This window comes from Micromonospora sediminimaris (assembly GCF_016863575.1).
GTDB lineage: Bacteria > Actinomycetota > Actinomycetes > Mycobacteriales > Micromonosporaceae > Micromonospora > Micromonospora sediminimaris.
The window spans coordinates 85,394-111,552 of the sequence record NZ_BOPD01000016.1 but is presented as its reverse complement, the minus strand read 5'-3'; the positions used below and the strand labels follow the sequence as shown (position 1 = coordinate 111,552).

The following is a 26,159-nucleotide window of genomic DNA, read 5'->3' as shown; positions in this document are numbered from 1 at the left end:
CGGACCTGACCGGCCTCAGGCCGACAGGCGGGCGCGACCCTTGGCGCGACGGGTCGAGATGATGGCGCGGCCGGCCCGGGTGCGCATGCGCAGCCGGAAGCCGTGGGTCTTCGCGCGCCGGCGGTTGTTCGGCTGGTAGGTGCGCTTGCTCACGTCAGGCTCTCCGTTGTCGGACGCCCCGGACGAGTGGATCGCCGGGTCGTGGTGGTCCGGGCCGCCGCTGTGGTGGCCCCGATCGGTGCTGCCCGTCGGTGCGTGACCCCGGTTGCGCGGTGAGCGACCGCAGGCAGCGAGCACCCATCACCCTAGCAGAGGGCGTGAGAGCAGCCCCTCCAGCCTAGGTCGGGGGATAATCAGCGTCAAACCTGGCCACTTCGACGGTGAGCTGCGACGGAAGACGACCGAAGCGGTGGTTTTCACGAATGCCGACAGGGGGTGAGCCGCGTCGGCGGTTGAAGACGCAGCGACAACGCTGTTACCGTGCCCGATTGCGGTCAGCGTCGGAGTTGCGCCGATGTCGCCGGCAGGCAAGACCGGACACGGTAGTGAATCGTTCGGCACGGTGAACCCCGCTTCAGTGCCCGGCCACGGCAGGGGGCAGGTCCGACCCGAGCCCGGCGGGCGGCCACAATCGGTCGGTACACAGGCTGTGGATAACTTGTGGAGAACGACCGGGTGCGGCGACCGGGTGGGTGGCGTGATCTCGCCCGCCGGTACGGGCCACCGGGAGACGGCGGCGTCCGGGAGCAGAGGCGAGGGGGTGGCACGACGGTGGCCGGTACGACCGACCTTGCCGCGGTGTGGACGGCGACGACCGACGAACTCGCTGACGAGATCATTTCCGCGCAGCAGCGGGCCTACCTGCGGCTGACCCGGCTGCGGGCGATCGTCGAGGACACCGTCCTGCTCTCCGTCCCGGATGCCTTCACCCGGGACGTGATCGAGTCCCGGTTGCGCCCGGCCATCACCGAGGCGCTCACCCGCCGGCTGGGCCGGCCGATCCAGGTCGCCGTCACCGTCCGGGTACCGGAGGACGGGCGGGCCATCGGCACCGTCTACCGCAGCACCCCCGAATCGGAGCCGGTGGACCACGGTCCCGGCGAGGTCGACGACCGGCCGACAGGTCTCGACGGCGGGCGGCAACTGCCGCTGATTCCCGAGCAGCCGCACCCCGGCCGTTTCGACCGGCCGCCGCTGCCGGACGCCACGCGCGTCGAGGACGATTCCCACACCTCAGCCCCCGACGGTCAGGAAACTCTCTTCGGTGCCGGGTTCGGCGAGCCCGTCCGGCCGGCGGAGAACACCGGACGGCGGGCGCCGGAGCGGTTGAGCTTCACCGAGCAGGGCGGGCATCTGGACCGAGCGCCCACCGGCGCGGGCGGCTTCGCGCCCCGGTACGGCGACGGGTCCGGCGTCTCGCCTCGCGACCAGCACGGGATCCGGGCGATACCGGCCGACGGAGGCACCGACAGCGGGCCGGGCCGCAGTGGCCCGGATCAGCGGCCGGTCGGCCGGGACGACCGACGGCTGCCCACCGGCGCGGACAGCGGCGGTAACCGGCTCAACCCGAAGTACATGTTCGAGACGTTCGTCATCGGCTCGTCCAACCGGTTCGCGCACGCCGCGTCGGTAGCGGTGGCCGAGTCACCGGCGAAGGCGTACAACCCGCTGTTCATCTACGGCAGCTCCGGGTTGGGCAAGACCCACCTGCTGCATGCCATCGGCCACTACGCCACGACGTTGGGCAACGCCCGCTCGGTCCGGTACGTCTCGACCGAGGAGTTCACCAACGACTTCATCAACTCGCTGCGGGACGACAAGACCAGCGCCTTCCAACGCCGCTACCGCGACGTCGACATCCTGCTGATCGACGACATCCAGTTCCTGGAGAACCGCGAGCGGACCCAGGAGGAGTTCTTCCACACCTTCAACACGCTGCACAACGCGAACAAGCAGATCGTGATCACCTCCGACCGCTCGCCCAAGCAGCTGGCGACGCTGGAGGACCGGCTGCGTACCCGCTTCGAATGGGGCCTGCTCGCCGACATCCAGCCGCCGGACCTGGAAACCCGGATCGCGATCCTGCAGAAGAAGGCAGCCCAGGAGCGGCTCTACGCCCCGCCGGACGTGCTGGAGTTCATCGCCTCCCGGGTGTCCAACTCGATCCGGGAACTGGAGGGGGCACTGATCCGGGTCACCGCGTTCGCCAGCCTCACCCGGTCGAACGTGGAGCTGTCGCTGGCCGAGGAGGTACTGCGGGACTTCATCCCGGACGGTGCCGGGCCGGAGATCACCGCTGACCAGATCATGGTCTCCACCGCTGACTACTTCGGGGTCAGCCTGGAGGACCTGCGTGGGCACTCCCGCTCGCGGGTACTGGTGAACGCCCGTCAGGTCGCCATGTACCTGTGTCGCGAGCTCACCGACCTGTCACTGCCCCGGATCGGCCAGGCATTCGGCGGGCGGGACCACACCACCGTCATGCACGCCGACCGCAAGATCCGTCAGCAGATGGCCGAGCGGCGCTCGCTCTACAACCAGATCGCCGAGCTGACCAACCGGATCAAGCAGAACACCTGAGGGGTACGCCCGTCGTACGTTCACGGCGAAGGGTCTGGCCGGTTCCGGTCGGACCCTTCTTCGCGCTCATCGGTTGACCCTCAACGAGGTTCAGGCCACACCATCGAAGGCGTGTCCACACCGCCTGCCACTCGTTGTCCACAGCTCGTTATCCACGGGCAGTGGATGAACACGCGCCGTCAGCGCCCAGTTACCCACAGCCTGTGGAGAAACCCTGGGGACAACGCTGTGGACCGCTGTGGACGCCTGGGGACAACCACCGGCGCTGTCCACCGACGGACGGCTGCCTGTGGGAAAGCTGTTGAAGGTTCTGGGGATGACGGTGGACGAGACGCTCGCGACGATCCACAGGTCTGGGGAGAAAGTCGGTGGATTACCGGTGGACAACCGGTGGACGACGGTGGACAACCGTGTGCACGGAGAGCGCCTGTGGATCGCCGACCGGGTTTTTCCCCCGCCCATCCACAGCGAAACCACCTGTGTATAACCTGTCTGACCTGCCCATACTCGGGTTCTCCACAGTTTGCACAGGTGCGATGAAGACGATGAGTTATCTCTTCTAAAAGAACAAAAACCAATCATCACCGTTGGACTTCCTGTGGATCGGTCGACAGCCGCCGGGCCAGACCCGTCAGCAGCGACACGATCCACGGGGTCGGGCACACAGCCGATACCCTCGCGCCCTAAGGTGCGAGGGGTACCCGCACGCCAGGCGGGTCGGTGGGCAGCGTCCGGCATGAGAGAGTTGACGACGTCGACGTCGACGCGGAGGCATTAATGAAGTTCCGAGTGGAGCGCGACGCGCTCGCCGAGGCCGTGGCCTGGACCGCGAAGAGCCTGCCCAACCGGCCATCCGTACCGGTACTGGCCGGGGTGCTGCTGCGCGTCACCGATGGCAGCTTGCAGGTCTCCGGCTTCGACTACGAGGTCAGCAGCCAGGTCACCGTGGAGGTCCAGGGCGACGCAGACGGCGCTGCGCTGGTCTCCGGGCGGCTGCTCGCCGAGATCACCAAGGCGTTGCCGGCCAAGCCCGTAGACATCGCCGCCGTCGGGGCGCACCTCGAACTGGTCTGCGGCAGCGCCCGGTTCACCCTGCCCACCATGCCGGTGGAGGACTACCCCACCCTGCCCGAGATGCCGGCCAGCGCCGGCACAGTCGATGCCGCCGCGTTCGCCGCAGCGGTGGCACAGGTGGCGATCGCCGCCAGCCGGGACGAGACGCTGCCGATGATGACCGGGGTACGCATCGAGCTCTCCGGCGGCAATCTGGCCATGCTCGCCACCGACCGTTACCGGCTGGCCCTGCGCGAGATGGAGTGGAACCCGGACGACCCGGAGATCAGCCTCAACGCGCTGGTCCCCGCCCGGACGCTCAACGACACCGCCAAGACCCTCGGCCCCCTCGGTGGCCAGGTGGTGCTCGCCCTGTCCCAGGGCGCCGCCGGCGAAGGCATGATCGGCTTCTCCGGTGGCACCCGACGCACCACCAGCCGACTGCTCGACGGCGCCAACTACCCGCCGGTCCGCTCGCTCTTCCCCGCCAGTCACAACGCCGAGGCCCAGGTGCCGGTCAGCACCCTCATCGAGGTGGTCAAGCGGGTCGCCCTGGTGGCCGAGCGTGCCACCCCCGTGCTGCTCAGCTTCAGCGCCGATGGGCTGGTGGTGGAGGCCGGCGGCACCGAGGAGGCCCGCGCCAGCGAGGCCATGGAGGCCAACTTCACCGGCGAACCGCTGACCATCGGTTTCAACCCGCAGTACCTCATCGACGGGTTGTCCAACCTCGGCACCCAGTTCGCCGTGCTGCACTTCGTCGACGCCTTCAAGCCCGCGGTCATTTCCCCCGCCGGCGAGGATGGCGAGCTCATCGGTGGGTACCGGTACCTCATCATGCCGATCCGCGTGTCCCGCTGACCGGCAGAGCCAACCGCACCCACGAAAGGTCACCAGAGATGCAGCTCGGCCTGGTAGGACTCGGCCGGATGGGCGGCAACATGCGCGAACGGCTGCGCACCGCCGGTCACGAGGTGGTCGGTCTCGACCACAACCTGGAGCGCAGCGATGTAGCCAGCATGGCTGAACTGGCCGAGAAGCTGGACACGCCGCGCGCGGTATGGGTGATGGTGCCCGCCGCCGTCACCGACGCCACCATCGACGAGGTGGCCGCCGTGCTCGACGAGGGCGACCTCATCATCGACGGCGGCAACTCGCGGTTCAGCGACGACGCCCCCCGCGCGGAGCGGCTGCACGAACGTGGGATCGGCTACGTCGACGTGGGCGTCTCCGGCGGGGTGTGGGGCCGGCAGAACGGCTACGGCCTGATGGTCGGCGGCGCGCAGGAACACGTCGACCGACTCATGCCGATCTTCGACGCGCTCAAGCCCGACGGCGAGTACGGCTTCGTGCACGCCGGGCCGGTCGGTGCCGGCCACTACGCCAAGATGGTGCACAACGGCATCGAGTACGGCCTGATGCACGCCTACGCCGAGGGCTACGAGCTGATGGCCGCCTCCGAACTGGTGACGAACGTGCCCGGCGTGATCAAGTCCTGGCGCGAGGGCACCGTGGTCCGTTCCTGGCTGCTGGACCTGCTCGACCGGGCCCTCGACGAAGACCCCGAGCTGACCCAGCTCAGCGACTACACCGAGGACACCGGCGAGGGTCGCTGGACGGTGGACGAGGCGGTCCGGCTCGCGGTACCGCTCAACGTCATCACCGCCTCGTTGTTCGCCCGGTTCTCCTCCCGTCAGGACGACTCACCGGCGCTGAAGGCCGTCTCCGCACTGCGGCAGCAGTTCGGCGGGCACGCCGTACGCAAGCCCTGACCGGCACCGCGACCCCGTGTACGTCCGCCGGCTCGAACTTGTCGACTTCCGCTCGTACGAGCGGATCGGCGTCGACCTCGAACCGGGCCCAAACGTCCTGATCGGCGCCAACGGCGTCGGCAAGACGAACCTGGTCGAGGCGTTGGGCTACGTCGCGACCCTCGACTCACACCGGGTCGCCACCGATGCCCCGCTGGTGCGGATGGGTGCCACCGCCGCGGTGATCCGCTGCGCGGTGGTGCACGACGGCCGTGAACTCCTGGTGGAGTTGGAGATCGTCCCGGGCAAGGCCAACCGGGCCCGCCTCGGCCGCTCCCCGGCCCGCCGGGCCCGCGACGTGCTGGGCGCACTGCGGCTGGTGCTCTTCGCCCCGGAAGACCTCGAACTGGTCCGGGGCGACCCGGCCGAACGCCGCCGCTACCTCGACGACCTGCTGGTGCTGCGCCAACCTCGCTACGCCGGCGTACGCGCCGACTACGAGCGGGTGGTCAAACAACGCAACGCGCTGCTGCGCACCGCGTACCTCGCCCGCAAGACCGGCGGGTCGCGCGGCGGTGACCTGTCCACCCTCGCCGTCTGGGACACGCACCTGGCCCGGCACGGCGCCGAACTGCTCGCCGGGCGGCTGGAACTGGTCGCCGCCCTGGCCCCGCACGTCACCAAGGCGTACGACGCGGTGGCCGCCGGCCGCGGCGCGGCGGGAATCAGCTACCGACCCTCGGTCGACCTCGCCGAACCCACCACCGACCGGGAGGCCCTCGCGGCGGTGCTCACCACCGCACTTGAGGAGTCCCGCTCCGCCGAGATCGAACGCGGCACCACCCTGGTCGGCCCGCACCGCGACGAACTCAGCCTCACCCTCGGCCCCCTGCCGGCCAAGGGCTACGCCAGCCACGGCGAATCGTGGTCGTACGCGCTCGCGTTGCGGCTGGCCGGCTACGACCTGCTGCGCAACGACGGCATCGAACCGGTGCTGGTGCTCGACGACGTCTTCGCCGAACTGGACGCGGGCCGGCGGGACCGACTCGCCGAACTGGTCGGCGGGGCCAGTCAACTGCTGGTGACCTGCGCGGTCGCCGACGACGTGCCAGCCGCCCTGCGTGGCGCCCGGTACGAGGTGACGGAGGGGGCGGTGCGTCGTGCCGACTGAGCCACAGCCGCCGGACAGCGCGCCCGAGGGGCAGCCGCGTGGCTCGGCTGCGGGACGCGGTGCGCGTACCGCCAGGAAGGGCGGCACCGGCGACGGCGGCCGAACCGACAAGCCCGCCAGCCGCCCGGCGGAGCCGCCAGCCGCAGCGCCCACGGCGGAGGCCGGCGGCACCCTGCCGGTGACCGGCGACGGCGAGGGCGTCTCCGGCCCGCAGCTGGCACGTGCGGTCCTGGACGCGGCGAAGGCGCGGCGGGAAGCCGCCGGCCGTCCCCGCCGTCGCACAACGACCGGGAGCGGCGACGGCGAGCGCCGGCTGCGCGGCTACTCCGGGCCCGGACCGGACCCGCGTGACCCGCAGCCACTCGGCGCGGTGCTCAACCGGCTGGTGAAGGCCCGGGGTTGGCAACAGCCGGCGGCCGAGGCCACCGTCTTCGGCGCCTGGGAACGGGTGGTCGGCGCGGAGGTCGCCCAGCACAGCCGCCCGGTGAAGCTGGAGAACGGGGAACTGACCGTGGAGGCCCGCTCCACGGCCTGGGCGACGCAGCTGCGGCTGCTTGCCGGCTCGCTGTTGCAGCAGATAGCTCGCGAGGTCGGCCACAACGTGGTCCGCAAACTGCACATCCACGGCCCGGCCGCCCCATCCTGGTCACGCGGCCCACGACGGGTGCGCGGCCGGGGACCCCGCGACACCTACGGCTGACCGTCGGGGCGGAGTCCGGGGACCGTGGCTACGTCTGGGCCGCCCTGCGAGGTGCCGCCGACTCGGCGTAGACGGCGAAGCCGTTGTCGGCGCAGCGCCGGTAGAAGGCGGCGAGCACGCTCAGCTCAGCGCAGGTGAAGGTCCACTGCGGCGCGGCACCGCTGTCGTCGCGCAGCGCGTCCAACCGGCTGTCCAGCCACCGTAGCTGCTGCTCGGCCAGGCGGCCGTCGGCCAGCAGCGAACGCAGCACCTTACCCACCGAGTCGAAGGTGACCGCCTCACCGTACGGACGGTGCGTGGCGACGAAGCGTTCGATGCCGCCCGCGATCCAGCCGCACCCGTCCGGGTCGATGACCGGATCCTCGTCCTCGGCGGCGGCGTCTGTGGCGTAGAGCACACCATCGAGTCCGAGGATCAGATCCACCACTTCGGTGTACGCGGTGGCCCGGACCGTGCCTGTCTTCGCGATCAGCTCAGCGAGCGCGGCGGTCGGCGCCGAAATCCCCGGCACGTCCACGATGTCGCCGAAATCGACGAACTCGGCCGGTGCGACCGGGTCGTAGAAGCGGCCGGTCCGCGGCCACTGAACCGCGACATTGTCCAGCCCCATCTGGTGTCACCTCTCAAGGCACGGGCGAGTGGATCGGGTCGATCGTCCGGTTCCAACGTTGAAAGATCAAGGCCGCTGCGGCAACCCGAGGGTCACGGATCGCCCGTCCCGGGTCGTACCAACCGGTACCGCCCACCTCTCACCGCCGGACCCGGCAGCGCCGTCACGCGACAGATCCGTTGATCATGCCGTGGCGTGTAGGGGGAGTCGCGGACAGCGCGATTCGGCCCGCTACGGAGATCTGAGCCGCTGCGAAGGGGTGCCGAGTGGTGGTTCTGTCGCCCGCGCACAGTAAGATTGGCGTGAGACGAAGACCCGGTGCGGAGTGACGGGTCACGGGTCCGGTGCGGGCCCGCGATCATCCGTCCGACTCGGGTCGAGCCGATCGCGATCCGCGGGCAACCGCGGCGACCGGCGCGTTCGACCCGTACCCCGGAATTGTCCCCGGTGCCGGTCCGCGTGCCGACGTCGCGCCTGTCCGCCGAACCCGCGTTCGACGTGCCCTGTGGCGCGCCGGGCGCGAGAAAGTGGCCGAGGGTGGCAGCGCAGGAAAATCAGCAGTACGGCGCCGAGTCGATCACCGTTCTCGAAGGGCTGGAGGCGGTCCGCAAGCGGCCCGGCATGTACATCGGGTCCACCGGCGAACGCGGTCTGCACCACCTCGTGTGGGAGGTCGTCGACAACGCGGTGGACGAGGCGCTGGCCGGCTACTGCGACACCATCGACGTGGTGCTGCTCGCCGACGGCGGCGTCCGGGTCACCGACAACGGCCGGGGCTTCCCGGTCGACCTGCATCCCAAGCTCAAGAAGCCGGGCGTCGAGGTGGCACTGACCGTGCTGCACGCGGGCGGCAAGTTCGACGGCAAGGCGTACGCGGTCTCCGGCGGCCTGCACGGCGTCGGCGTCAGCGTGGTCAACGCCCTCTCCACCAAGATGGCCGTGGAGATCCACAAGGACGGCTTCGTCTGGCGGCAGCAGTACCACCACTCCAAGCCGACCGCCCTGGAGAAGGGCGAGCCGACCGACCGCACCGGCTCGGCGGTCTCCTTCTGGCCGGACCCGGACGTCTTCGAGACCGTCGACTTCGACCTCCAGACGATCTACCGCCGGCTCCAGGAGATGGCGTTCCTGACCCGTGGCCTCACCATCCACCTGCTCGACGAGCGGGTCGCGGAGGGTGAGGAGGGCAAGCTCCGCGAGGTCACCTTCAAGTACGACGGCGGTATCGCCGACTTCGTCCGCCACCTCAACGCCTCGAAGACCCCGATTCACAAGACGGTGATCGAGTACGGCGCCGAAGAAGAGGGCATGTCGCTCGAGATCGCCATGCAGTGGAACGAGTCGTACGGCGAGTCGGTCTACACCTTCGCCAACAACATCAACACGCACGAGGGCGGCACCCACGAGGAGGGCTTCCGGGCCGCGTTGACGAGCGTCGTCAACCGGTACGGCACGGACAAGAAACTGCTCAAGGGTGACGAGAAGCTCTCCGGTGAGGACATCCGCGAGGGCCTGGCCGCGATCATCTCGGTCAAGCTGACAAACCCGCAGTTCGAGGGTCAGACCAAGACCAAGCTCGGCAACACGCCGGTCAAGAGCTTCGTGCAGCGGGTCTGCAACGACCGGCTGGTCGACTGGCTGGACCGCAACCCCGCCGAGGCAAAGATCATCATTACCAAGGCTTCCCAGGCGGCCCGCGCCCGGATCGCCGCCCAGCAGGCCCGCAAGCTGGCCCGGCGCAAGTCGCTGCTGGAGTCCGGCTCGATGCCGGGCAAGCTGGCCGACTGCCAGTCCACCGACCCGCGCGAGTCCGAGGTGTTCATCGTCGAGGGCGACTCGGCCGGCGGCTCGGCCAAGCAGGGACGGGACCCGCGTACCCAGGCGATCCTGCCGATTCGCGGCAAGATCCTGAACGTGGAGAAGGCCCGGATCGACCGGGTGCTGAAGAACAACGAGGTGCAGGCGCTGATCACCGCGCTCGGCACCGGCATCCACGACGACTTCGACATCGAGAAGCTGCGGTACCACAAGATCGTGCTGATGGCCGACGCCGACGTCGACGGCCAGCACATCCAGACGCTGCTGCTCACCCTGCTGTTCCGCTTCATGCGGCCGCTTGTCGAACTGGGCCACGTCTACCTGGCCGCCCCACCGCTTTACAAGATCAAGTGGAACCGGAAGGGCGACGACGCGCAGTACGCGTACTCCGACCGCGAGCGCGACGGGCTGATCGCCCTGCGTCAGCAGAAGAAGCCGAACGCCAAGCCGGACGACATCCAGCGGTTCAAGGGTCTCGGCGAGATGAACTACCCGGAGCTGTGGGAGACCACGATGAACCCGGCCACCCGTACGTTGCGCCAGGTGACCCTGGACGACGCGGCAACCGCCGACGAGCTGTTCAGCGTGTTGATGGGCGAGGACGTGGAGGCGCGCCGCTCGTTCATCCAGCGCAACGCCAAGGACGTTCGCTTCCTGGACATCTGACGGATCGCCGTACCGGGTCGGAGCGCACCGGCCCGGTACGGGTCCACAGAGTTATCCACAGCTTGGCCGGTATCCACAGCCGTTATCCACAGCGCAAAAGCGACACCAAGTCTGATAAGGGTTAACAGTGACCGATTCCCCCGAGTCCACACCTAACGAGCCCGAGGTCCCCGAGGCGCTGGCCGCCGTCGTCTCGCACGACCGGATCGAGCCGGTCGGGCTCGAGGTGGAGATGCAGCGCTCCTACCTCGACTACGCGATGAGCGTCATCGTCGGGCGGGCGCTGCCGGACGTCCGGGACGGGCTCAAGCCGGTCCACCGCAAGATCCTTTACGCCATGTTCGACTCCGGCTACCGGCCGGACCGCGGCTACGTGAAGTGCTCCCGGGTCGTCGGCGACGTGATGGGCCAGTTCCACCCGCACGGCGACTCGGCCATCTACGACGCCCTGGTCCGGATGGCCCAGCCCTGGTCGCTGCGCTACCCCCTGGTCGACGGCAACGGCAACTTCGGTTCGCCCGGAAATGATCCGGCTGCGGCCATGAGATACTGCGTTACGGCAAATGCCCGTATTCGTACCGCTGTCGGAAGCGTGCGGATCGGCGACGTGGTGCCGGGCGCAGCGGCGAGCAGCGAGACCGACATCGACCTCAAGGTCCGCGACCGCAACGGCGACCTGGTCCACGCCTCGAAGTTCTTCCACTCCGGCGAGCACCCGACGCTGCGGCTGCGCACCCGCGAGGGGTACGAGCTGACCGGCACCCACAACCACCCGGTGCTCTGCCTGGTGGACGTGGCAGGCGTGCCGGCCCTGCTCTGGAAGCTGCTCGCCGAGATCTCCCCCGGTGACCGGGTGGTGCTCCAGCGCAGCGTGCCGGACGAGATCGGCTACCCGATGCTCGAACACGTCGAAGCCGCAGTCCTCGCCGGTGCCTTCGTCAGCGAGGGGTGGGTCTCCGAGAGCCGCGCTGGCTTCAACAACATCGATCGCGAGTTCTTCGTCCGGGTGCTCGCTGCCTACGACCTGGCGGTCGGTGGGCCCCGCTACGTCAGCGAGCGGACGATTGCCTCCGGTAGCAGGCTGCACGAGTTGGACGTCCAAGACCTCACCGCACTGCGGGCCAGCGTTCTCGGCGAGATGATCGGCGCGCGGAGCGCGGACAAGTTCGTGCCGGAGTTCGTCTGGCAGGGGCCGGCCGCCATCAAGCGGGCCTTCCTCCAGGCGATCTTCGAGGGCGACGGATCCTCCTCGCTGCTGGCGCGCAACACCATCCAGATCAGCTACTCCACCCGCAGCGAGCGCCTGGCCCGCGAGGTCCAGCAACTGCTGCTGGAGTTCGGTGTCGTCAGCCGCCAGTGCCGGTACGACGACGGCGAGATCAAGGTCGTCATCACCAACCGCCGGGACGCGCGGATCTTCGCCGCCCAGGTCGGCTTCCTCGGTCGCAAGCAGGCCAAGCTGGCGTCGGTGCCGGCCAGCAGCACGGCGCTCTCCAGCGACCACGTACCGCTGGTCGGCGACTTCATCCGGAAGCACGGCGCGAGCCGGTGGACCGAGCGGGACTGGCTGCGCCGGCACAACGTGGACCGGGTCGAGCGGTGGGAGCGGGACCGCGACGAGATCGCCGCCCGGATCACCAACACCGAGGTGCTCGACGTGGTCGAGCCGCTTGTCGACGGGCGTTTCTACTACGCCGAGGTGGCCGAGGTCGCGGACGCGGGTGTGCAGCCGGTCTACAGCATTCGGGTCGACACCGACGATCACTCGTTCGTCTCCGACGGGTTCGTCAGTCACAACACCGAGTGCAAGCTCGACCCGCTGGCGATGGAGATGCTGCGGGACATCGACGAGGACACCGTCGACCTGCAGGACAACTACGACGGTCGGGCCAAGGAGCCCACCATCCTGCCGTCGCGGATTCCGAACCTGCTGATCAACGGCTCCGAGGGCATCGCGGTCGGCATGGCCACCAAGATCCCGCCGCACAACCTGCGCGAGATCGGCGCGGCGGTGCAGTGGTGCCTGGAGCACCCCGAGGCCGACGAGGCCGACACCCTCGAAGCGCTGTTGGAGATCGTCAAGGGCCCGGACTTCCCCACCCACGGTCTGATCGTCGGTCAGTCCGGCATCCAGGACGCGTACCGCACGGGTCGGGGCTCGATCCGGATGCGGGCCGTGGTGGAGGTGGAGGAGGACAAGCGGGGCCGGCCGGCGCTGGTGGTCAGTGAGCTGCCGTACCAGGTGAACCCGGACAACCTGGCCGAGCGGATCGCCGAGCTGATCAAGGAGGGCAAGCTCGGCGGGATCGCCGACATCCGCGACGAGTCCTCCGGGCGTACCGGTATGCGGATCGTGCTGGTGCTCAAGCGCGACGCGGTCGCGAAGGTGGTGCTGAACAACCTCTACAAGCACACGCAGCTTCAGGAGACCTTCGGCGCGAACATGCTGGCGCTTGTCGACGGGGTGCCGCGCACGCTGAACCTGGCGCAGTTCATCCGCTACTACGTCGAGCACCAGATCGAGGTGATCCGGCGGCGGACGGCGTTCCGGCTGCGTAAGGCGGAGGAGCGGGCGCACATCCTGCGCGGTCTGGCCAAGGCGCTGGACGCGCTCGACGAGGTGATCGCGCTGATCCGGCGCTCGCCGACGGTGGAGGACGCCCGGCAGGGTCTGATCCGGCTGCTGGAGATCGACGAGATCCAGGCCACCGCGATCCTGGACATGCAGCTGCGCCGGCTCGCCGCGCTGGAGCGGCAGCGGATCCTCGACGATCTGGCCAAGCTGGAGGTGGAGATCGCCGACCTCAAGGACATCCTGGCCAAGCCGGAGCGGCAGCGTCGGATCGTCTCGGAGGAGTTGGGGGAGATCGTCGCCAAGTGGGGCGACGACCGACGCACCAAGATCATTCCATTCGACGGTGAGGTCTCGATGGAGGACCTCATCGCGCGCGAGGACGTGGTCGTCACGATCACCCGGACCGGGTACGCCAAGCGGACCAAGGTTGATCTCTACCGATCGCAGCGGCGGGGCGGCAAGGGCGTCAGTGGCGCCACGCTGCGGCAGGACGACATCGTCAGCCACTTCTTCGTCTGCTCGACGCACGACTGGATGCTGTTCTTCACGAACAAGGGGCGGGTGTACCGGGCCAAGGCGTACGAGCTTCCGGAGGCCAGTAGGGTGGCCAAGGGCCAGCACGTGGCCAACCTGCTCGCCTTCCAACCGGACGAGCAGATCGCACAGATCATCGAGATCCCGAATTACCAGGTGGCGCCCTACCTGGTCCTGGCGACGAAGAACGGCCTGGTGAAGAAGACGCGGCTTGAGGAGTTCGACTCCAACCGGTCCGGCGGCATCATCGCGATCAACCTGCGCGATGAGGACGAGCTGGTCGGTGCTGCGCTCGTCGCTCCCAGCGACGACCTGCTGCTGGTCTCGAAGAACGCCCAGGCGATCCGGTTCAACGCCACGGACGAGGCACTGCGCCCGATGGGTCGGGCGACCTCCGGTGTGATCGGCATGCGCTTCAGCGAGGAAGATGAGCTGTTGGCCATGGAGGTCGTCCGGGAGGGTCTGGACGTTCTGGTGGCCACGAACGGCGGATACGCGAAACGTACCCCGATCGAGGAATACCCGGTGCAGGGCCGGGGAGGTAAGGGTGTGCTGACTGCGAAGATCACCGAGCGACGCGGTGGTCTGGTCGGCGCTGTCGTGATCGACCCGGACGATGAGCTGTTCGCTATCACCAGCAACGGTGGCGTCATCCGGACTCCGGTGAAGCCTGTACGCCGTACGCGTGACCGGAACACAATGGGGGTCAAGCTGATGGACCTTCCGGACGGCGTGACTATCGTGGCGATTGCTCGCAATGCCGACGAGCCTGACGAACAGGACTAGTTGAATGACGGAGACACAGGCGAAGTCGGGGAACGCGGGGACCTCGGCCAACCCGGTCGACGAGGAGGCCGCGAAGAGCGGCACGCCAGCGACCGGCCGCGCGGCCGTGGGCCGGGCCACCGTCCCTGCCGACGCGCCTGCCCCGAAATTCACCCGGGCTCCCGGTATGGCCCCACCCCCGGACAAGCCGACAGACGCACCGGAGGGCGACGCCGCCGAGGAGAAGTCGGCCGAGAGCGGCGGCACCACGGAGGCCACCGCGACCTCGGTCGGCAAGCCGTCCCCTGTCCAGCCGACGGTCGCCTCAGCGGGCAAGCCCTCTCCGGGTACGACCGGGGTCCTGCCGGCGGCCAGCACCAGCACTACCGGTACTCAGCCCCGGGTGACCGGGGTCGGTCCGAAGCCGGACGCGACCCGGTCGTTCGGGCTCGGCCGACCGGCGAACGGTGGTGGCCTGCCCCCGGGGGTGAGCACGGCGGTGGGTGCCGCACGGGTCGGTGAGGCGGTACGCGCCGCGCGTACCTCGGTCAGCTCGGCTGCCTCACGCGGGCCGCGCCGGGCCCGGCTGAACCTCAAGCGGATCGACCCGTGGTCGGTGATGAAGTTCGCCTTCGCGGTGTCGGTGGTGCTGTTCATCGTCATCGTCGTGGCGACCTCGGTGCTGTACCTGGCGTTGGACGCGATGGGCGTGTTCAGCAGCGTGAACGACAGCCTCGGTGACCTGGTGAACGCGGGTGGTGGTCAGAGCACGGAGGGCTTCCAGATCACCGCACGCGGGGTGATCTTCAGCTCGGCGTTGATCGGCCTGGTCAACGTCGTGCTGTTCACCGCGCTGGCCACCCTCGGGGCGTTCGTCTACAACGTCTGCGCCGACCTGGTGGGCGGCATCGAGCTGACCCTCGCCGAGCGGGACTGACAGTTCTTCGACGCCGGTCCGTGCCGCCCTTCGCGGTGGTGCGGGCCGGCGTTTCCGTACCCGCAGCCCCTGCCTGCCGGCGCGGGGTCAGCGGCCGGTTTCGCGCGGGGCGGCGGTTCGGTCCGCGCGGGATGCCGCATGCTGGAGTCTCTGCGGCCAGGCCCGCGCGGGATGCCGCATGCCGGCGCTTCCGGCGGCTCAGTTAGCCCGGGATGCCGCACGTGGGGGGCGAGCGGCCAGGTCCGCACGGGCCGGCGGTCAGGTCCGCGCGGGCCGGCGGTCAGGTCCGCGCGGGTTGGCGTCCAGGTCCGGGGGCCGGCGGTCAGGTCCGCGCGGGATGCCGCATGTGGGGGCCTCCGGCGGCCGGGTCGGCCCGGGATGCGGCATCATGCGGGAGGTCCGTCGGGCGGTAACCCGGTGTACCCGCCTCCGGTGCTCGGGTAGGTTCAGGGGGCGACGCCGAGGTGGCTGGCGAGCCTGGCCCCGATTTGGGGGGCGCTGGGCGGATGGGTTAACCTTGCTCGTCGCTACGCGGGGCTATAGCTCAGTCGGTTAGAGCGCAGAGCTGATAACTCTGAGGTCGCTGGTTCGATTCCAGCTAGCCCCACCGCACATGGTCCGACGGCACGTCGAGCGTGAGGGGCAGCCCCGATGTTCAAGAAGCTGTTGATCCTGGTCGGTGTCGTCGGCGTGGCCGCGGTGGTGGCCAAGAAGGTCAAGGAAGCCAACGACGAGCGCGCTCTCTGGCACGAGGCGACCACCTCGCCGGACCTGCGTTGACGCCGTCCGCTCCGACCTGCGGCCTCAGCGCCGTGACGGGGCCCTAGCTCAACTGGCAGAGCACTGCCTTTGCAAGGCAGGGGTTAGGGGTTCGAGTCCCCTGGGCTCCACGCATCTTTCTGACCTGCTGTTTGTTGCGATATTTGGTCTCAGTGAACCATCGGGCTTTCCGAACTGGTGGGGCGGGTACACGACCACCACGAGCGGGTGACGGCGCACGGCCTCCGTCCGCCTGGTTTCGGTGGAGGACCTGGCCCGAGGTGTAGAGGTGTCCGCTGGGCAGCGGAAACCATTCGCGCCCGTTGCGCCTCGGCCGCTGAGCCCTCCGCCGCCAATAGCTCTGGCGAGGTGCGGTTCGAGCAGGCGGCGCCTTCCAAAAGCATTGACGGATGGCATTCCCTTGGCTAAGTTGATCTTTCCATGACGTGTTGACGCGGGGGCTCGGATGTCTGTCAATTCAACGTTGGGTGCACGCACCCGTTCAACTCGCCGCAGGCTCGTTGGGATGGCCGCCTCCCTGCTTCTGCTCGCCACCGGCTCGACTCTGATGGCGTCGCCGGCGTCGGCGGCTGTCGAGGCGAAGGTGCCCGGTCCGCCAGTAATCGACTTCCCGGACGGGAACAGCGTTTCCGCAGGTGGCCAGCTTGCCATCCGGTTCGCCGCGAGCGGTGACACCACGGTGACCCGGTTTCGGTACAGCGTCGGCAACACCTCCCTGGGCAGCGAGGTGCCGGCTGCGCAGGACGGAACGGCCACTGTGACGATCGACGTAGGCAACGTGACCGGTGAGCGTCCGGTGTACGCGGTGTCGGTCGACCGCAGAGGTCGGATCAGCTCCATGACGCAGGGCGCCTTCACGGTCTACGCCGTCTGGAGCCTCCAGGGCCGAGCCCTTGACGCGAACACCTGGTTGCCGGTGGAGGGGGCGACGATCCGACTGGAGCCGGCTGGGGTAGAGGTTGTCACCGGCCCGGACGGCATCTTCCAAGTCGCCGTCGACCCGGGCCTCTACACCCTCACCGGCACCTACGCCGGCCCGCCCAGCCTCTCGGGCAGCAGCCAGCCGTTGGAACTCGACGGTCAGGGACTGTGGTTCGACCTGCTCCTGTTTCCGGATTCCGCGAGCTGATGACCAACAACCGCTGCAATGAGGGGTTCCACCTCTCCGCCGGAGGAGCCGACGTTGTCAGCGCTGAAATCAGCGAGCGGTGGTCCGGGGTGACGCAGGGCAGGTGGTCGGCGGCAGGCTAGCGTCGGAGGGGTGAGCAACGGATCTCCCCGCGTCCTGCCTGCCGACGGTGATCTCGGCGAGGCGGTCGCCGTGCTGCGTACGGGTGGGTTGGTGGCCTTTCCGACGGAGACCGTCTACGGGCTGGGGGCGAACGCGTTGGACGCGCGGGCGGCGGCCCGGATCTTCGAGGCGAAGCAGCGGCCGAGTTTCGATCCGCTGATCACCCATCTCGCCGACGTGGCGGACCTGGAACCGCTTGTGGGGTCGGTTTCGCCGGCCGTGGCGGCGCTTGCGGCCCGGTTCTGGCCGGGGCCGTTGACGCTGATTGTGGACCGACCGGAGCGGATCCCACCGATCGTGACCTCCGGGTTGGACAGCATGGCGGTGCGGGTGCCGGACCACGAGCACGCTCGGCGGTTGATCGCCGCTGCCGGGGTTCCGGTGGCCGCGCCGAGCGCGAACCGGTTCGGCCAGCTCAGTCCGACCCGTGCCGAGCACGTGGTGCGCGGGCTGGGGGCAGCTGTGGACGTGGTGCTCGACGGCGGGCCGACCCGGTGTGGGATCGAGTCGACGATCGTGGACGCCCGTGGGGACCTGCCGGTGGTGCTGCGGCTCGGTGCGTTGCCGGTCGAGGAGTTGGAGAAGATCGCCGGGCCGGTGACGGTGCGTCCGGGTAGCTCGGGGCAGCCGGTCGCGCCGGGGACGTTGGCCGCGCACTACGCGCCGCGTACGCCGTTGCGGTTGCTTTCCGGCGCGGAGTCGGCGGGGGCCGGCGGTGCGGGGTGTGGGTATCTGGCGTTCCGGGACCGGCCGGCGGGCGGCTGGGCGGCGGTGGAGGTGCTCTCCGCCTCCGGTGATCTGACCGAGGCGGCGGCTCGCCTCTTCGACATGCTGCACCGACTTGACGCCGTCGGGGTTACCGAGATCGTCGCGGAGCCGGTGCCGGACACCGGGGTGGGGCGGGCGGTCAACGACCGGCTGCGCCGCGCCGCCGCGACCTGGCGTCCAGCCCCCTGACGTCGGTGATGGCACTCACTGCGGCGGCCGGCCGGGTGCGGCTGGGGCGGGTATGCCCAGGCCAGCTGGTTCCTGCTCGCTGTCGACGTGTTCGACCGCTCGGCCGCCGTCGACCCGCTGCCCGGTCGCCTGCTCACCGTCCGCCTGCTCGGTCGCCTGCTCGCCTTCGACCTGCGGGAATCGCGCGACGAGCCGGGTGAGGGCACCGTTGGCGAGGGTGGCGCCGAGCGCCGATCCGGTGGCGATGGTCCAGCCGACCGGGCCCAGCGGGGTGCAGCCGAAGAACTGGCTGAGTCCGGGGGTCTGTACGACCGCGGCCAGCACGCCGAAGGACGCGGCGGTGGAGGCGAGCACGGTCGGGCTGGTGCCGCCGGCCAGCACGGTCTGGCCGAGCTGGGTACCGACCAGGGAGACCAGCGCGACGGTGCCGGCGCGTCGCTGGGTGCCGGTGTAGCGGGCAAGTGTCCAGCCGGTGGTCGCACCTAGGGTGGTGGCGGCGGCGCGCAGGCCGATCTCCCGGGTCATGGTCTGGCCGAGTGAGCTGTCCGGGCCCTCGCGCAGCAGCCCGTCGGCGTGGTCGCCGCCGGGTGGCCGCACGGCGATGGCCAGCGCGGGTGCCATGTCGGTGAGCAGGTTGACCAGCAGCAGTTGGCGTCCGTTGAGCGCGGCGCGGCCGGTTGCGGCGGCGGTAAGCACGCTGAAGGCGATCTCACCGAGGTTGCCGCCGACGAGGATGCTCAGCGCGTGACGGACCGAGGACCACATCGCCCGACCTTCGACCAGGGTGGCGATTATGGTTTCCAGCCGGTCGTCGGTGACCACCAGGTCGGCGGCGGCGCGCGCCGCCGGGGTGCCCCGTTGACCGAGGGCGATGCCCACGTCGGCCAGCCGGATGGCGGGGGCGTCGTTGGCGCCGTCACCGGTCATCGCGACGGTACGCCCGCATTTTTGCAGGGCCTGGATGATGCGGACCTTGTGGGCCGGGGTGCAGCGGGCCACCACGTCGGTGGCGGCCAGCCGTTCGGCGAGGGCGGTGTCGTCGAGTTGGTCGAGTTCGGTGGCGGTGACCACCCGCTGGGCGTCTCCGGCGCTGATGGTGGCCGCGATCGCCTCGGCGGTCGCCGGATGGTCGCCAGTGATCATGATGGTGTGCACGCCCGCCTGGCGGATCCGGCGGACGGCTGGCGCGGCGCTGGCGCGTACCCCGTCGGCGATCGCCAGGAAGCCGGTGAAGACCAGGCCGTGTACACCCTCGTCGGTGATGTCTGGGTCGGCGACTGTGCACTCGGCGACGGCGAGGATGCGGTGTCCCGCGCCGGCCCGCTCGCCGAGCAGCCGGTGCAGTTCGGCCCGGCCCGCGTCGTCGAGCGGTTCGTCGCGTCCGGCGACCCGGTTCGCCGTGCAGCGGGGTAGGACCGCCTCCGGTGCGCCCTTCACGCTGAGCAGCAACCCGCTGTCGGTCTCGCCGACGCTGGCGTGGTATCCGCGCGACGGCTCGAACGGCAGACCACCGGCGGCCTGCCAGCCGGGCGCGCCGTCCGGCTCGGTGACACCGGCGGCGCGGGCACCTCGCAGCACCGCCCGATCGGTCTGCATGGAGAGTTCCTCGGGGTCGTCGGCGGCCGGGGTGGCCCGCAGCGCCGCCGCCAGGGTGCGTCGCAGTCGGTCGTCGAGGTGCTCCACGGGGGCGTACGCGTCGGCGTCGCCGACCCCGGCCAGCATCAGATGCCCCTCGGTGAGGGTGCCGGTCTTGTCGAAGCAGAGCACGTCGACCCGGCCCAGGGCCTCGATGGTGCGCGGGTTACGGACCAGTGCACCGTGCTCGGCGAGTCGTCGGGCGGCGGCCAGTTGGGCGGCGCTGACCAGGAACGGCAGTCCCTCGGGCACCGAGGCGACGGCCAGGTTCGCGGCGGTCGCGGCCGTCTGGGCCAGCGGTACGCCTCGCAGCAGCCCGGCACCGGCCACCGCGACCGCCGACCCGGCGGCCATCGGGACCGCGGTGCGGGTCAGCTTGCCCAGCCGGGCCTCGACCCCGCTGACCGGCGGTGCCTGCCGGGCAAGGGCGAGACTGCGTCCGGCCTCGGTGTCGGCGCCGGTGGCCACGACCACGGCGTCGCCACGGCCGGCGGCGATGCTGGTGCCCTCGTAGACCATGGAGCAGCGTTCGGCCACGGCGGCGGCGACCACCGGCTGGTCGGTCTTGCTGACCGGCAGCGACTCGCCGGTCAGGGAGGACTCGTCGGCTTCCAGGCCGACGGAGGTCAGGACCCGGCAGTCGGCAGGTACCGCGTCGCCGGATTCGAGCACGATCACGTCTCCGGGGACGAGGTCGTCGGCGGGTACCACCCGTTCGACGCCGTCGCGGCGGACCCGGGCGGTCACCGCCGAGCGGGACAGCAGCTGGGCCAGCGACTTCTCGGTGTTGCGCTGGTGTACCGCGCCGACCAGCGCGGAAGCTCCGACGACGCCGCCGACCAGGGCGGCGTCGACGAGCGAACCGAAGCTGGCGGAGAGCACCGCCCCGGCGGCGAGCACCGGGGTGAGCGGGTTGGCGAGTTCGTCGACGAAGGCGCGGAGCAGCCCGCCCGGGCCGGCTGTCTCACCTGGGCGGTTGGCCTGTCGTCGCTGGGCCTCGACCTCGGTCAGCCCACTGTGGTTCGTGCCGAGCTGGTCGATGACGGTGGGCACCGGCATCAGATGCCAGGCGGTGATCGCGGGTGCGGGTGCGGTGGTCGCTTCGGTCAGCCGGCCGGCCCGCCAGACGCCGTGTGCGAAGGCCAGCGCCGCCGCGCCGTTGACCGAGGCGAGCGTACGGCCCGGTAGCAGGGCCGGGTCGGCGGTGAAGGCACCTAGCGCGCCGAGGCCGGTGCCGGCCAGTCCGATGCGCAGGTTCTGCGCGGTCATCCGCCGGGCCACCCCGGCCGCCTCGATGATCAGGGCGACGACCCGCAGATCGGTGCCGACCAGCAGGTGTGCCCCCCACGGCGGCGGATCGTCGGGGTCGGCGAGGCCCAGTCCGCAGTCCGAGGCGGCGAGGGCGGTGCGGTCGCCGGAGACGAGCATCACCACCGCACCCTCCCGTTGCAGGGTGCGTACCGACTCGGTGAGCTGGTCGTCGCCGGGCATCAGCGCGTCGGCGGAGGCGTGCCGCTGCGGGTCGCCGCCGGCCACGACGAGCCGCAGGCCGGCTTGCCGGGCGACGGCAGGTAGGGCTTCGACGCCGGGGGCCGGCTCGGGTTCGACCCGCAGTACGGCCGCGAGCGCGTTGGCCTGGGCCAGACCGAGCAGGGTGCCGCCGCGTTCGCGCAGCCGCCGGCTGTCGTCGGTGTCGCCAGGGTCCCGCACGTCGAGGCGGTCAAGCGGGCCGAGCCGCCATCCGTCGAGGTGGCGTACGTCGTTGGGTGCGGTCGGTTCGAAGAGGGTGAACGCCTGGGCGGCCACCCGTGACGTGTCGACGCCGGGCAGCGGGGCCAGGTCGGCCAGGACACCCCGGTCGGAGCCGAGGATCCGAGCGTCCAGCACAAGCGTGTCGAGGCGGTCGAGTTCGCGGAGCACGCTGCGGTCCATGGCGATGACGCCGCGTCGGGCCAGGATCCGGCCGAGCTGGGCCGCGTACCCCTCGCGCCCGCTGCCCGGCGCCTTGGGCAGCGCGGACAGGCCCAGGGCGGCGGCCCGTTTCGGGCCGACCACGGGCGTCGCCGCGGCGAAGGCCGCAGCGCCACCGGCGAGCATCCGGTTGATGTACCGCTCGACGGAGCCGTCGGGTTTCGGGCAGGGCCGCTCGAAGGCGGGAGTACGGGCGACGGCGCGATCCGGGTCGCCGGTGAGCCGGGGTTCGGCCTTCTCCCAGGCTCGCAGCTGGGCCAACCCTTCGCCCCACTGGACTATCCGCTGAGCGCCGTCGAGCACTATCCCCGTCCAGCCGCCGGTGAGGCCCTGCACCACCGCCTCGGCGAGTGGGAAGAGAACCTCGGCGCGTGGGTCGCGGCGTAGTCCCAGCCCGGCGAGGGCGTGCAGCTTCGGGTGCAGGTCGATGGCGCTGAGCAGTCCGGAGACCTCACCGGGAACCGGGGTCACGGGCAGGATCCGGGTGGCGGCGGAGATGGTCAGGCCGAGCGCGTCGGAGGCGAGCGCGCCGAGGGTACGCGGGGTGCGTGGTCCTTCCTCGGGTGGGTGCGGCGGCGGGATCTCCGGATCCGGTTCGTGCGGGCAGGTGCGTTCGACCCGGGCGATGGTGGCGACAAGTTCGCGTACCTTGGGCCCCGGTGTGTCGACCGCGACGACCACCCGTCCGGAGGGCGCGTTGACCCGTGCCCAGTTGACCCCCGGCATTCGTTCCAGCGCCGTCTCGACCTGGCGGGCGAGGGTGTCGCCGCCGTCCTGGCAGACGCCGTGAACCTCGATGTGGTGCCGGCCGGGGCGGGACCACACCCGTCGGCTGGTCAGCCCGGCCGCCCGGGCGAGCCGGGTCGCGGTGGCACCGACGCGGCGGGAGGCGGCTTCCACCACCGGAGGTACTCCGACGGCGCCAAACCGCATTTTGCCTCCCACCGTTCGTGCCCGGCGGCCTGGCTTCCCGGCCGGACGTCCCTTATGCCCAGCCGAGCTGGGAAAAGTTTCCTGCTCGAACGGGCATGGACGGCCGTGGCGGAGGAATCCGAGGTGGGCGTCATCGCTACGGGGAGGCGAGATGAGTGCGCTGACACGACAGCTCAGTGGGACCCGGGAGTCGTTGCAGATGTTCACCCGCCGGGTGCACGTGCCGTGGCTGGGGGAGGTGGCGGTGCCGCCGCCGGACAAGCTGACCTACTACGCCGGCATCGGGGTGCTGACCGTGTTCCAGGTGATCGAGTGGCCCTTGGCGCTGGTGATCACCGCCGGGCACCTGCTTGCCGACCAGCACCTGTCCGGGCTGGCCAAAGGGCTAGGCGAGGCGCTGGAGGCTGCCTGAGGGTAAGCCGCGTCACCCTTGACCTGAAGGCAGGTTGAGGTCCGAGGCTTGCCGCATGCTGATCGCCCCGTCTCCGGTACGCGCCGAGTCGCTTTTCGCCCCTCGACTGCGCGCCATGACGGTGGGCAGCGTGGCGCTTGTCTCGTTGCTGGCGTTCGAGGCGCTGGCGGTCGGCACCGCCATGCCCACTGTCGCCCGGGCCCTGGACGGGCTGGCGCTGTACGGGATCGCCTTCGGCGGCCCGTTCGCGGCCGGCGTGGTGGCGATGGTGCTCTCCGGCATCTGGTGTGACGCCCGAGGGCCGCGGGCGTCGATGTGGTCCGGTCTCGCCGGGTTCGTCGCCGGACTGCTGCTCGCCGGTGCCGCCACCGACATGGCGACGCTTGTGGTGGGCCGGATCGTGCAGGGTTTCGGCTCGGGTCTGCTGTCGGTGGCGCTGTACGTGATCGTCGCGCAGGCGTACCCGGAGCAGTTGCACCGGCGCATCTTCGCCGCGTTCGCCGCGGCCTGGGTGGTGCCGTCGCTTGTCGGGCCCGTGGTGGCGGGGTTGGTCGTGGAGCACGTCGGCTGGCGGTGGGTGTTCCTGGCGGTGCCGGCGGTGGCGGTGCCGGCGGTGCTCTTGATCCACCCGGGGCTGCGGTCGATCGGCGTGGCCGGTCCGGTCCGCCGCTCCGCCGGGGCGCTGGCGCGGATCGGTTGGGCCTGCGGGGCGGGGGTGAGCGCCGCACTGTTGCACATCGGGGGTCAGCAGCGTGGCGCCGCCGCCGTGCCGCTGGTCGGGATCGCCCTGGCCGGCCTGCTGAGTTGCGTTCCGCGACTGTTGCCGGCCGGGTTCCTGCGGGCCGGTCGCGGCCTGCCCACCGTGGTGGGCCTGCGGGGGTTGGCCTCGGCCGCGTTCGTCGGCGCCGAGGTGGTGATCCCGTTGATGCTGTCGCGGGAGCGGGGGTTCACGCCGACGGCGGCGGGGCTGGTGCTGACCACCGGTGCGCTCTCCTGGTCGCTCGGCTCGTGGTTGCAGGCGCGGATCCGGTCGCCCCGGTCCCGGGGCACCCTGCCGAGGGCCGGCCTCACCTGCATCACGGTCGGTACCGCGGTGGTGGGCAGCTGCGTGGTCCCGGCGGTGCCGGTGTGGGTGGGGATTCTCGGTTGGGCGGTCGCCGGGCTCGGCATGGGTCTGCTCTATCCGTCGCTGTCGGCGCTCACCCTGGAGTTGTCGGCCCCCGGCGAGCAGGGGCGCAACAGCTCGTCCCTGCAACTGTGCGACTCACTCGCGTCGGCGACGGTGTTGGCGCTTACCGGTGCGGTGCTCGCCGCCGGGGCGGCACCTGGGCGGTTCGACTACGGCGTCACCCTCGCCGTGGCGGCCGGGCTGGCGCTGCTCGGTGCCCTGCTCGCCGGCCGGGTCGTGGCTTCACCGCGAGCGGCGTCGGCCTGACCGGCCCGCCGCCCGCCGCACGGACTCGGGTGCCGGGTGGTTTGGCTCGAAGCGGCCGTGTGTGGTCGTGGCAGCCGGCAGGATGAGCTGGCGATGACCTTCCTGACGCTGCTGCCGTTGGCCGTGGTGATGGTCGCCGGCACGCAACTGGTGGCGGCGGTCTTCTTCGCCTCGTCCGACCGGCCACGGGCCGCCTCGCTTGGCTATCTGGCGGGTGCGGCGTTCGTCGTCCTCGGTGGCACGACGCTGGCCTGGCTGGTGGTCCACCTGTTCAAGATCAACTTCACCGGTGCGGGTCGGGGCACTGTCGAACGATGGATCGACTGGTTCGTGCTGGCCCTGCTCGCGATGCTGGCGGTGGTCGTGTTCCTGCGCCGGCACTCGGGGCCGCCGCGATGGATGGGTGAACTCCAGCACGCCGGCCCCGGGTATGCGGCCAAGGTGGGCCTGCTGCTGTTCCTGGGTATGCCGTCCGATGACCTGACCATGGCCACGGTCGGGGCCAGCGCGGCACGGCACGACCTGCCGTGGTGGCATCTGCTGCCCTTCGTGCTTCTCACCCTGGCCCTGCTCGCCCTCCCGCTGTTCGCTCTGCTGCTGCTCGGTCGCCGGGCGGCGGTGGTGCTGCCGCGCATCCGGGACTGGGCGAACAGCCACTCCTGGCTGGTCAGTGAGGCAGTCATCGTGCTCTTCGTGGTGATCACCGCCCTCGACCTGATGAAGTGAGGCCGCTCACAGCTGGTCACGCCGGGGACGGTCCGATCCGTCGAGCGGGCAGGCGACGAGGGAGGTTGACATGCGGGTTCTGGTCACCGGTGCGGGCGGCAGGCTGGGCCGGGAGGCGCTGCCCCGGCTGGTCGACGCGGGGTTCGAGGTGCGGGCCACCAGCCGCCGGCCACGTACCGGATCGGGGGTCCGGTGGGTGGTGGCGGACCTGACCACCGGCGAAGGGATCGCCGCAGCGGTGACCGACGTGGACGCGGTGCTGCACCTGGCGTCCTCGCCGACCCGGCAGACCCACCAGATCGACGTGCTCGGCACCCGCCGGCTGGTCGAGGCTGCCGGCGGTGCCGGGGTGCAGCACCTGGTGTACGTCTCGATCGTGGGCGTGGACCGGGTGCCCTATTCGTACTACCGGCACAAGCTGGCTGCCGAGCAGGTCATCGCCGACGGGAAGGTGCCGTGGACGGTGCTGCGGGCCACCCAGTTCTTCCCGTTCATCGACGAGCTGCTGCGCCTGTCCAGCAAACTCGGCCCGGTCATCGGCGATCGGGCGGTGCTGGCCCAGCCGGTCGACCCGGGCGAGGTTGCCGACAAGCTGGTCGAGCTGCTCCGGGCCGGGGCGCGCGGCGGCATCGTGGAGTACGGCGGCCCTGAGGTGCAGCGCTTCGACGAGGCGGCGCGGGCCTGGCGGCAGGCGCGCGGCTCCCGTCGCCCGCTGCTGCCGATCCGATTTCCCGGTCGCCTCGGCCGGGAGCTGCGCGGCGGTGGCCTGATCACCGACGCCCGACCGACGGGGCGGCGGACCTGGGCCGACTACCTGTCGGACACGTACGGGCGAACAGCGACGCGATGACACCTGCTCGGG

At 70.5% G+C, this 26,159-nt stretch carries 17 protein-coding genes, 2 tRNA genes and 2 pseudogenes; 18 read left to right on the top strand and 3 right to left on the bottom strand.

The window, feature by feature from the left end; genetic code table 11:
- Positions 1-15 precede the first annotated feature (15 nt).
- On the bottom strand, positions 16-153 hold the full coding sequence (gene rpmH / locus Vse01_RS14400) for a 50S ribosomal protein L34 (RefSeq protein WP_013736606.1): 138 nt from the start codon (positions 151-153) through the stop codon (positions 16-18).
- Between the two features lie 618 nt (positions 154-771).
- Here rpmH and dnaA point away from each other — a divergent pair.
- The 5 genes from dnaA (at position 772) to Vse01_RS14375 (ending at position 7,252) form a co-directional block, all read left to right on the top strand.
- Positions 772-2,580: a chromosomal replication initiator protein DnaA gene (gene dnaA, locus Vse01_RS14395; RefSeq protein ID WP_093409311.1), complete on the top strand. Its 1,809-nt coding sequence runs from the start codon at positions 772-774 to the stop codon at positions 2,578-2,580.
- A gap of 777 nt (positions 2,581-3,357) precedes the next feature.
- Positions 3,358-4,491, top strand: coding sequence for a DNA polymerase III subunit beta (gene dnaN, locus Vse01_RS14390; RefSeq protein WP_093409305.1), 1,134 nt, complete (start codon positions 3,358-3,360; stop codon positions 4,489-4,491).
- A 38-nt stretch (positions 4,492-4,529) separates the two neighbouring features.
- Positions 4,530-5,402: a phosphogluconate dehydrogenase (NAD(+)-dependent, decarboxylating) gene (gene gnd / locus Vse01_RS14385; protein WP_093409302.1), complete on the top strand. Its 873-nt coding sequence runs from the start codon at positions 4,530-4,532 to the stop codon at positions 5,400-5,402.
- 16 nt (positions 5,403-5,418) lie between these two features.
- A complete protein-coding gene (gene recF / locus Vse01_RS14380; protein ID WP_093409299.1) occupies positions 5,419-6,552 on the top strand; it encodes a DNA replication/repair protein RecF in 1,134 nt (377 codons plus the stop codon).
- Positions 6,553-6,724: 172 nt separating this feature from the next.
- A complete protein-coding gene (locus tag Vse01_RS14375; RefSeq protein WP_232511406.1) occupies positions 6,725-7,252 on the top strand; it encodes a DciA family protein in 528 nt (175 codons plus the stop codon).
- Between the two features lie 28 nt (positions 7,253-7,280).
- On the opposite strand, the gene Vse01_RS14370 is transcribed toward Vse01_RS14375, so the two are convergent.
- Positions 7,281-7,862 (bottom strand): hypothetical protein, encoded by a 582-nt coding sequence (locus Vse01_RS14370; RefSeq protein ID WP_093409294.1) that lies wholly within the window; start codon positions 7,860-7,862, stop codon positions 7,281-7,283.
- Between the two features lie 537 nt (positions 7,863-8,399).
- On the opposite strand from Vse01_RS14370, the gene gyrB reads away from it, so the two are divergent.
- From gyrB to Vse01_RS14335, 9 genes and pseudogenes are all read left to right on the top strand, one after another.
- Positions 8,400-10,346, top strand: coding sequence for a DNA topoisomerase (ATP-hydrolyzing) subunit B (gene gyrB / locus Vse01_RS14365; protein ID WP_093409460.1), 1,947 nt, complete (start codon positions 8,400-8,402; stop codon positions 10,344-10,346).
- A gap of 127 nt (positions 10,347-10,473) precedes the next feature.
- On the top strand, positions 10,474-14,241 hold the full coding sequence (gyrA, locus tag Vse01_RS14360; protein ID WP_093409292.1) for an intein-containing DNA gyrase subunit A: 3,768 nt from the start codon (positions 10,474-10,476) through the stop codon (positions 14,239-14,241).
- Positions 14,242-14,245: 4 nt separating this feature from the next.
- Positions 14,246-14,462 (top strand): annotated as a pseudogene (locus tag Vse01_RS29795) (DUF3566 domain-containing protein); the annotation flags it as partial.
- 68 nt (positions 14,463-14,530) lie between these two features.
- Positions 14,531-15,157, top strand: a pseudogene (locus tag Vse01_RS14355) (DUF3566 domain-containing protein); the annotation flags it as partial.
- 533 nt (positions 15,158-15,690) lie between these two features.
- Positions 15,691-15,764: transfer RNA gene (locus tag Vse01_RS14350), tRNA-Ile, on the top strand.
- Between the two features lie 44 nt (positions 15,765-15,808).
- Positions 15,809-15,937, top strand: coding sequence for a DLW-39 family protein (locus Vse01_RS29355; protein ID WP_210936323.1), 129 nt, complete (start codon positions 15,809-15,811; stop codon positions 15,935-15,937).
- A 37-nt stretch (positions 15,938-15,974) separates the two neighbouring features.
- A tRNA-Ala gene (locus Vse01_RS14345) sits at positions 15,975-16,047 on the top strand.
- A 395-nt stretch (positions 16,048-16,442) separates the two neighbouring features.
- Positions 16,443-17,066 carry a peptidase associated/transthyretin-like domain-containing protein gene (locus Vse01_RS14340; protein WP_093409287.1) on the top strand — a complete coding sequence of 208 codons (624 nt, stop codon included), beginning with the start codon at positions 16,443-16,445 and terminating at the stop codon, positions 17,064-17,066.
- A gap of 156 nt (positions 17,067-17,222) precedes the next feature.
- A complete protein-coding gene (locus Vse01_RS14335) occupies positions 17,223-18,185 on the top strand; it encodes an L-threonylcarbamoyladenylate synthase (RefSeq protein WP_093409458.1) in 963 nt (320 codons plus the stop codon).
- A 15-nt stretch (positions 18,186-18,200) separates the two neighbouring features.
- Here the strand turns inward: Vse01_RS14335 and Vse01_RS14330 are convergent, their stop codons facing one another.
- Positions 18,201-22,724 (bottom strand): cation-translocating P-type ATPase, encoded by a 4,524-nt coding sequence (locus Vse01_RS14330; protein ID WP_093409284.1) that lies wholly within the window; start codon positions 22,722-22,724, stop codon positions 18,201-18,203.
- A 151-nt stretch (positions 22,725-22,875) separates the two neighbouring features.
- On the opposite strand from Vse01_RS14330, the gene Vse01_RS14325 reads away from it, so the two are divergent.
- The 4 genes from Vse01_RS14325 (at position 22,876) to Vse01_RS14310 (ending at position 26,147) form a co-directional block, all read left to right on the top strand.
- The gene (locus Vse01_RS14325; protein WP_093409282.1) at positions 22,876-23,136 is read left to right on the top strand and encodes a hypothetical protein; all 261 of its coding nucleotides are present in this window, start codon (positions 22,876-22,878) and stop codon (positions 23,134-23,136) included.
- A gap of 55 nt (positions 23,137-23,191) precedes the next feature.
- Complete coding sequence (locus tag Vse01_RS14320; protein WP_093409280.1) at positions 23,192-24,571, top strand: MFS transporter; 1,380 nt, start codon at positions 23,192-23,194, stop codon at positions 24,569-24,571.
- A 93-nt stretch (positions 24,572-24,664) separates the two neighbouring features.
- On the top strand, positions 24,665-25,297 hold the full coding sequence (locus Vse01_RS14315) for a GAP family protein (protein WP_093409455.1): 633 nt from the start codon (positions 24,665-24,667) through the stop codon (positions 25,295-25,297).
- A gap of 70 nt (positions 25,298-25,367) precedes the next feature.
- The gene (locus Vse01_RS14310; RefSeq protein ID WP_093409278.1) at positions 25,368-26,147 is read left to right on the top strand and encodes an SDR family oxidoreductase; all 780 of its coding nucleotides are present in this window, start codon (positions 25,368-25,370) and stop codon (positions 26,145-26,147) included.
- Positions 26,148-26,159: the final 12 nt, after the last annotated feature.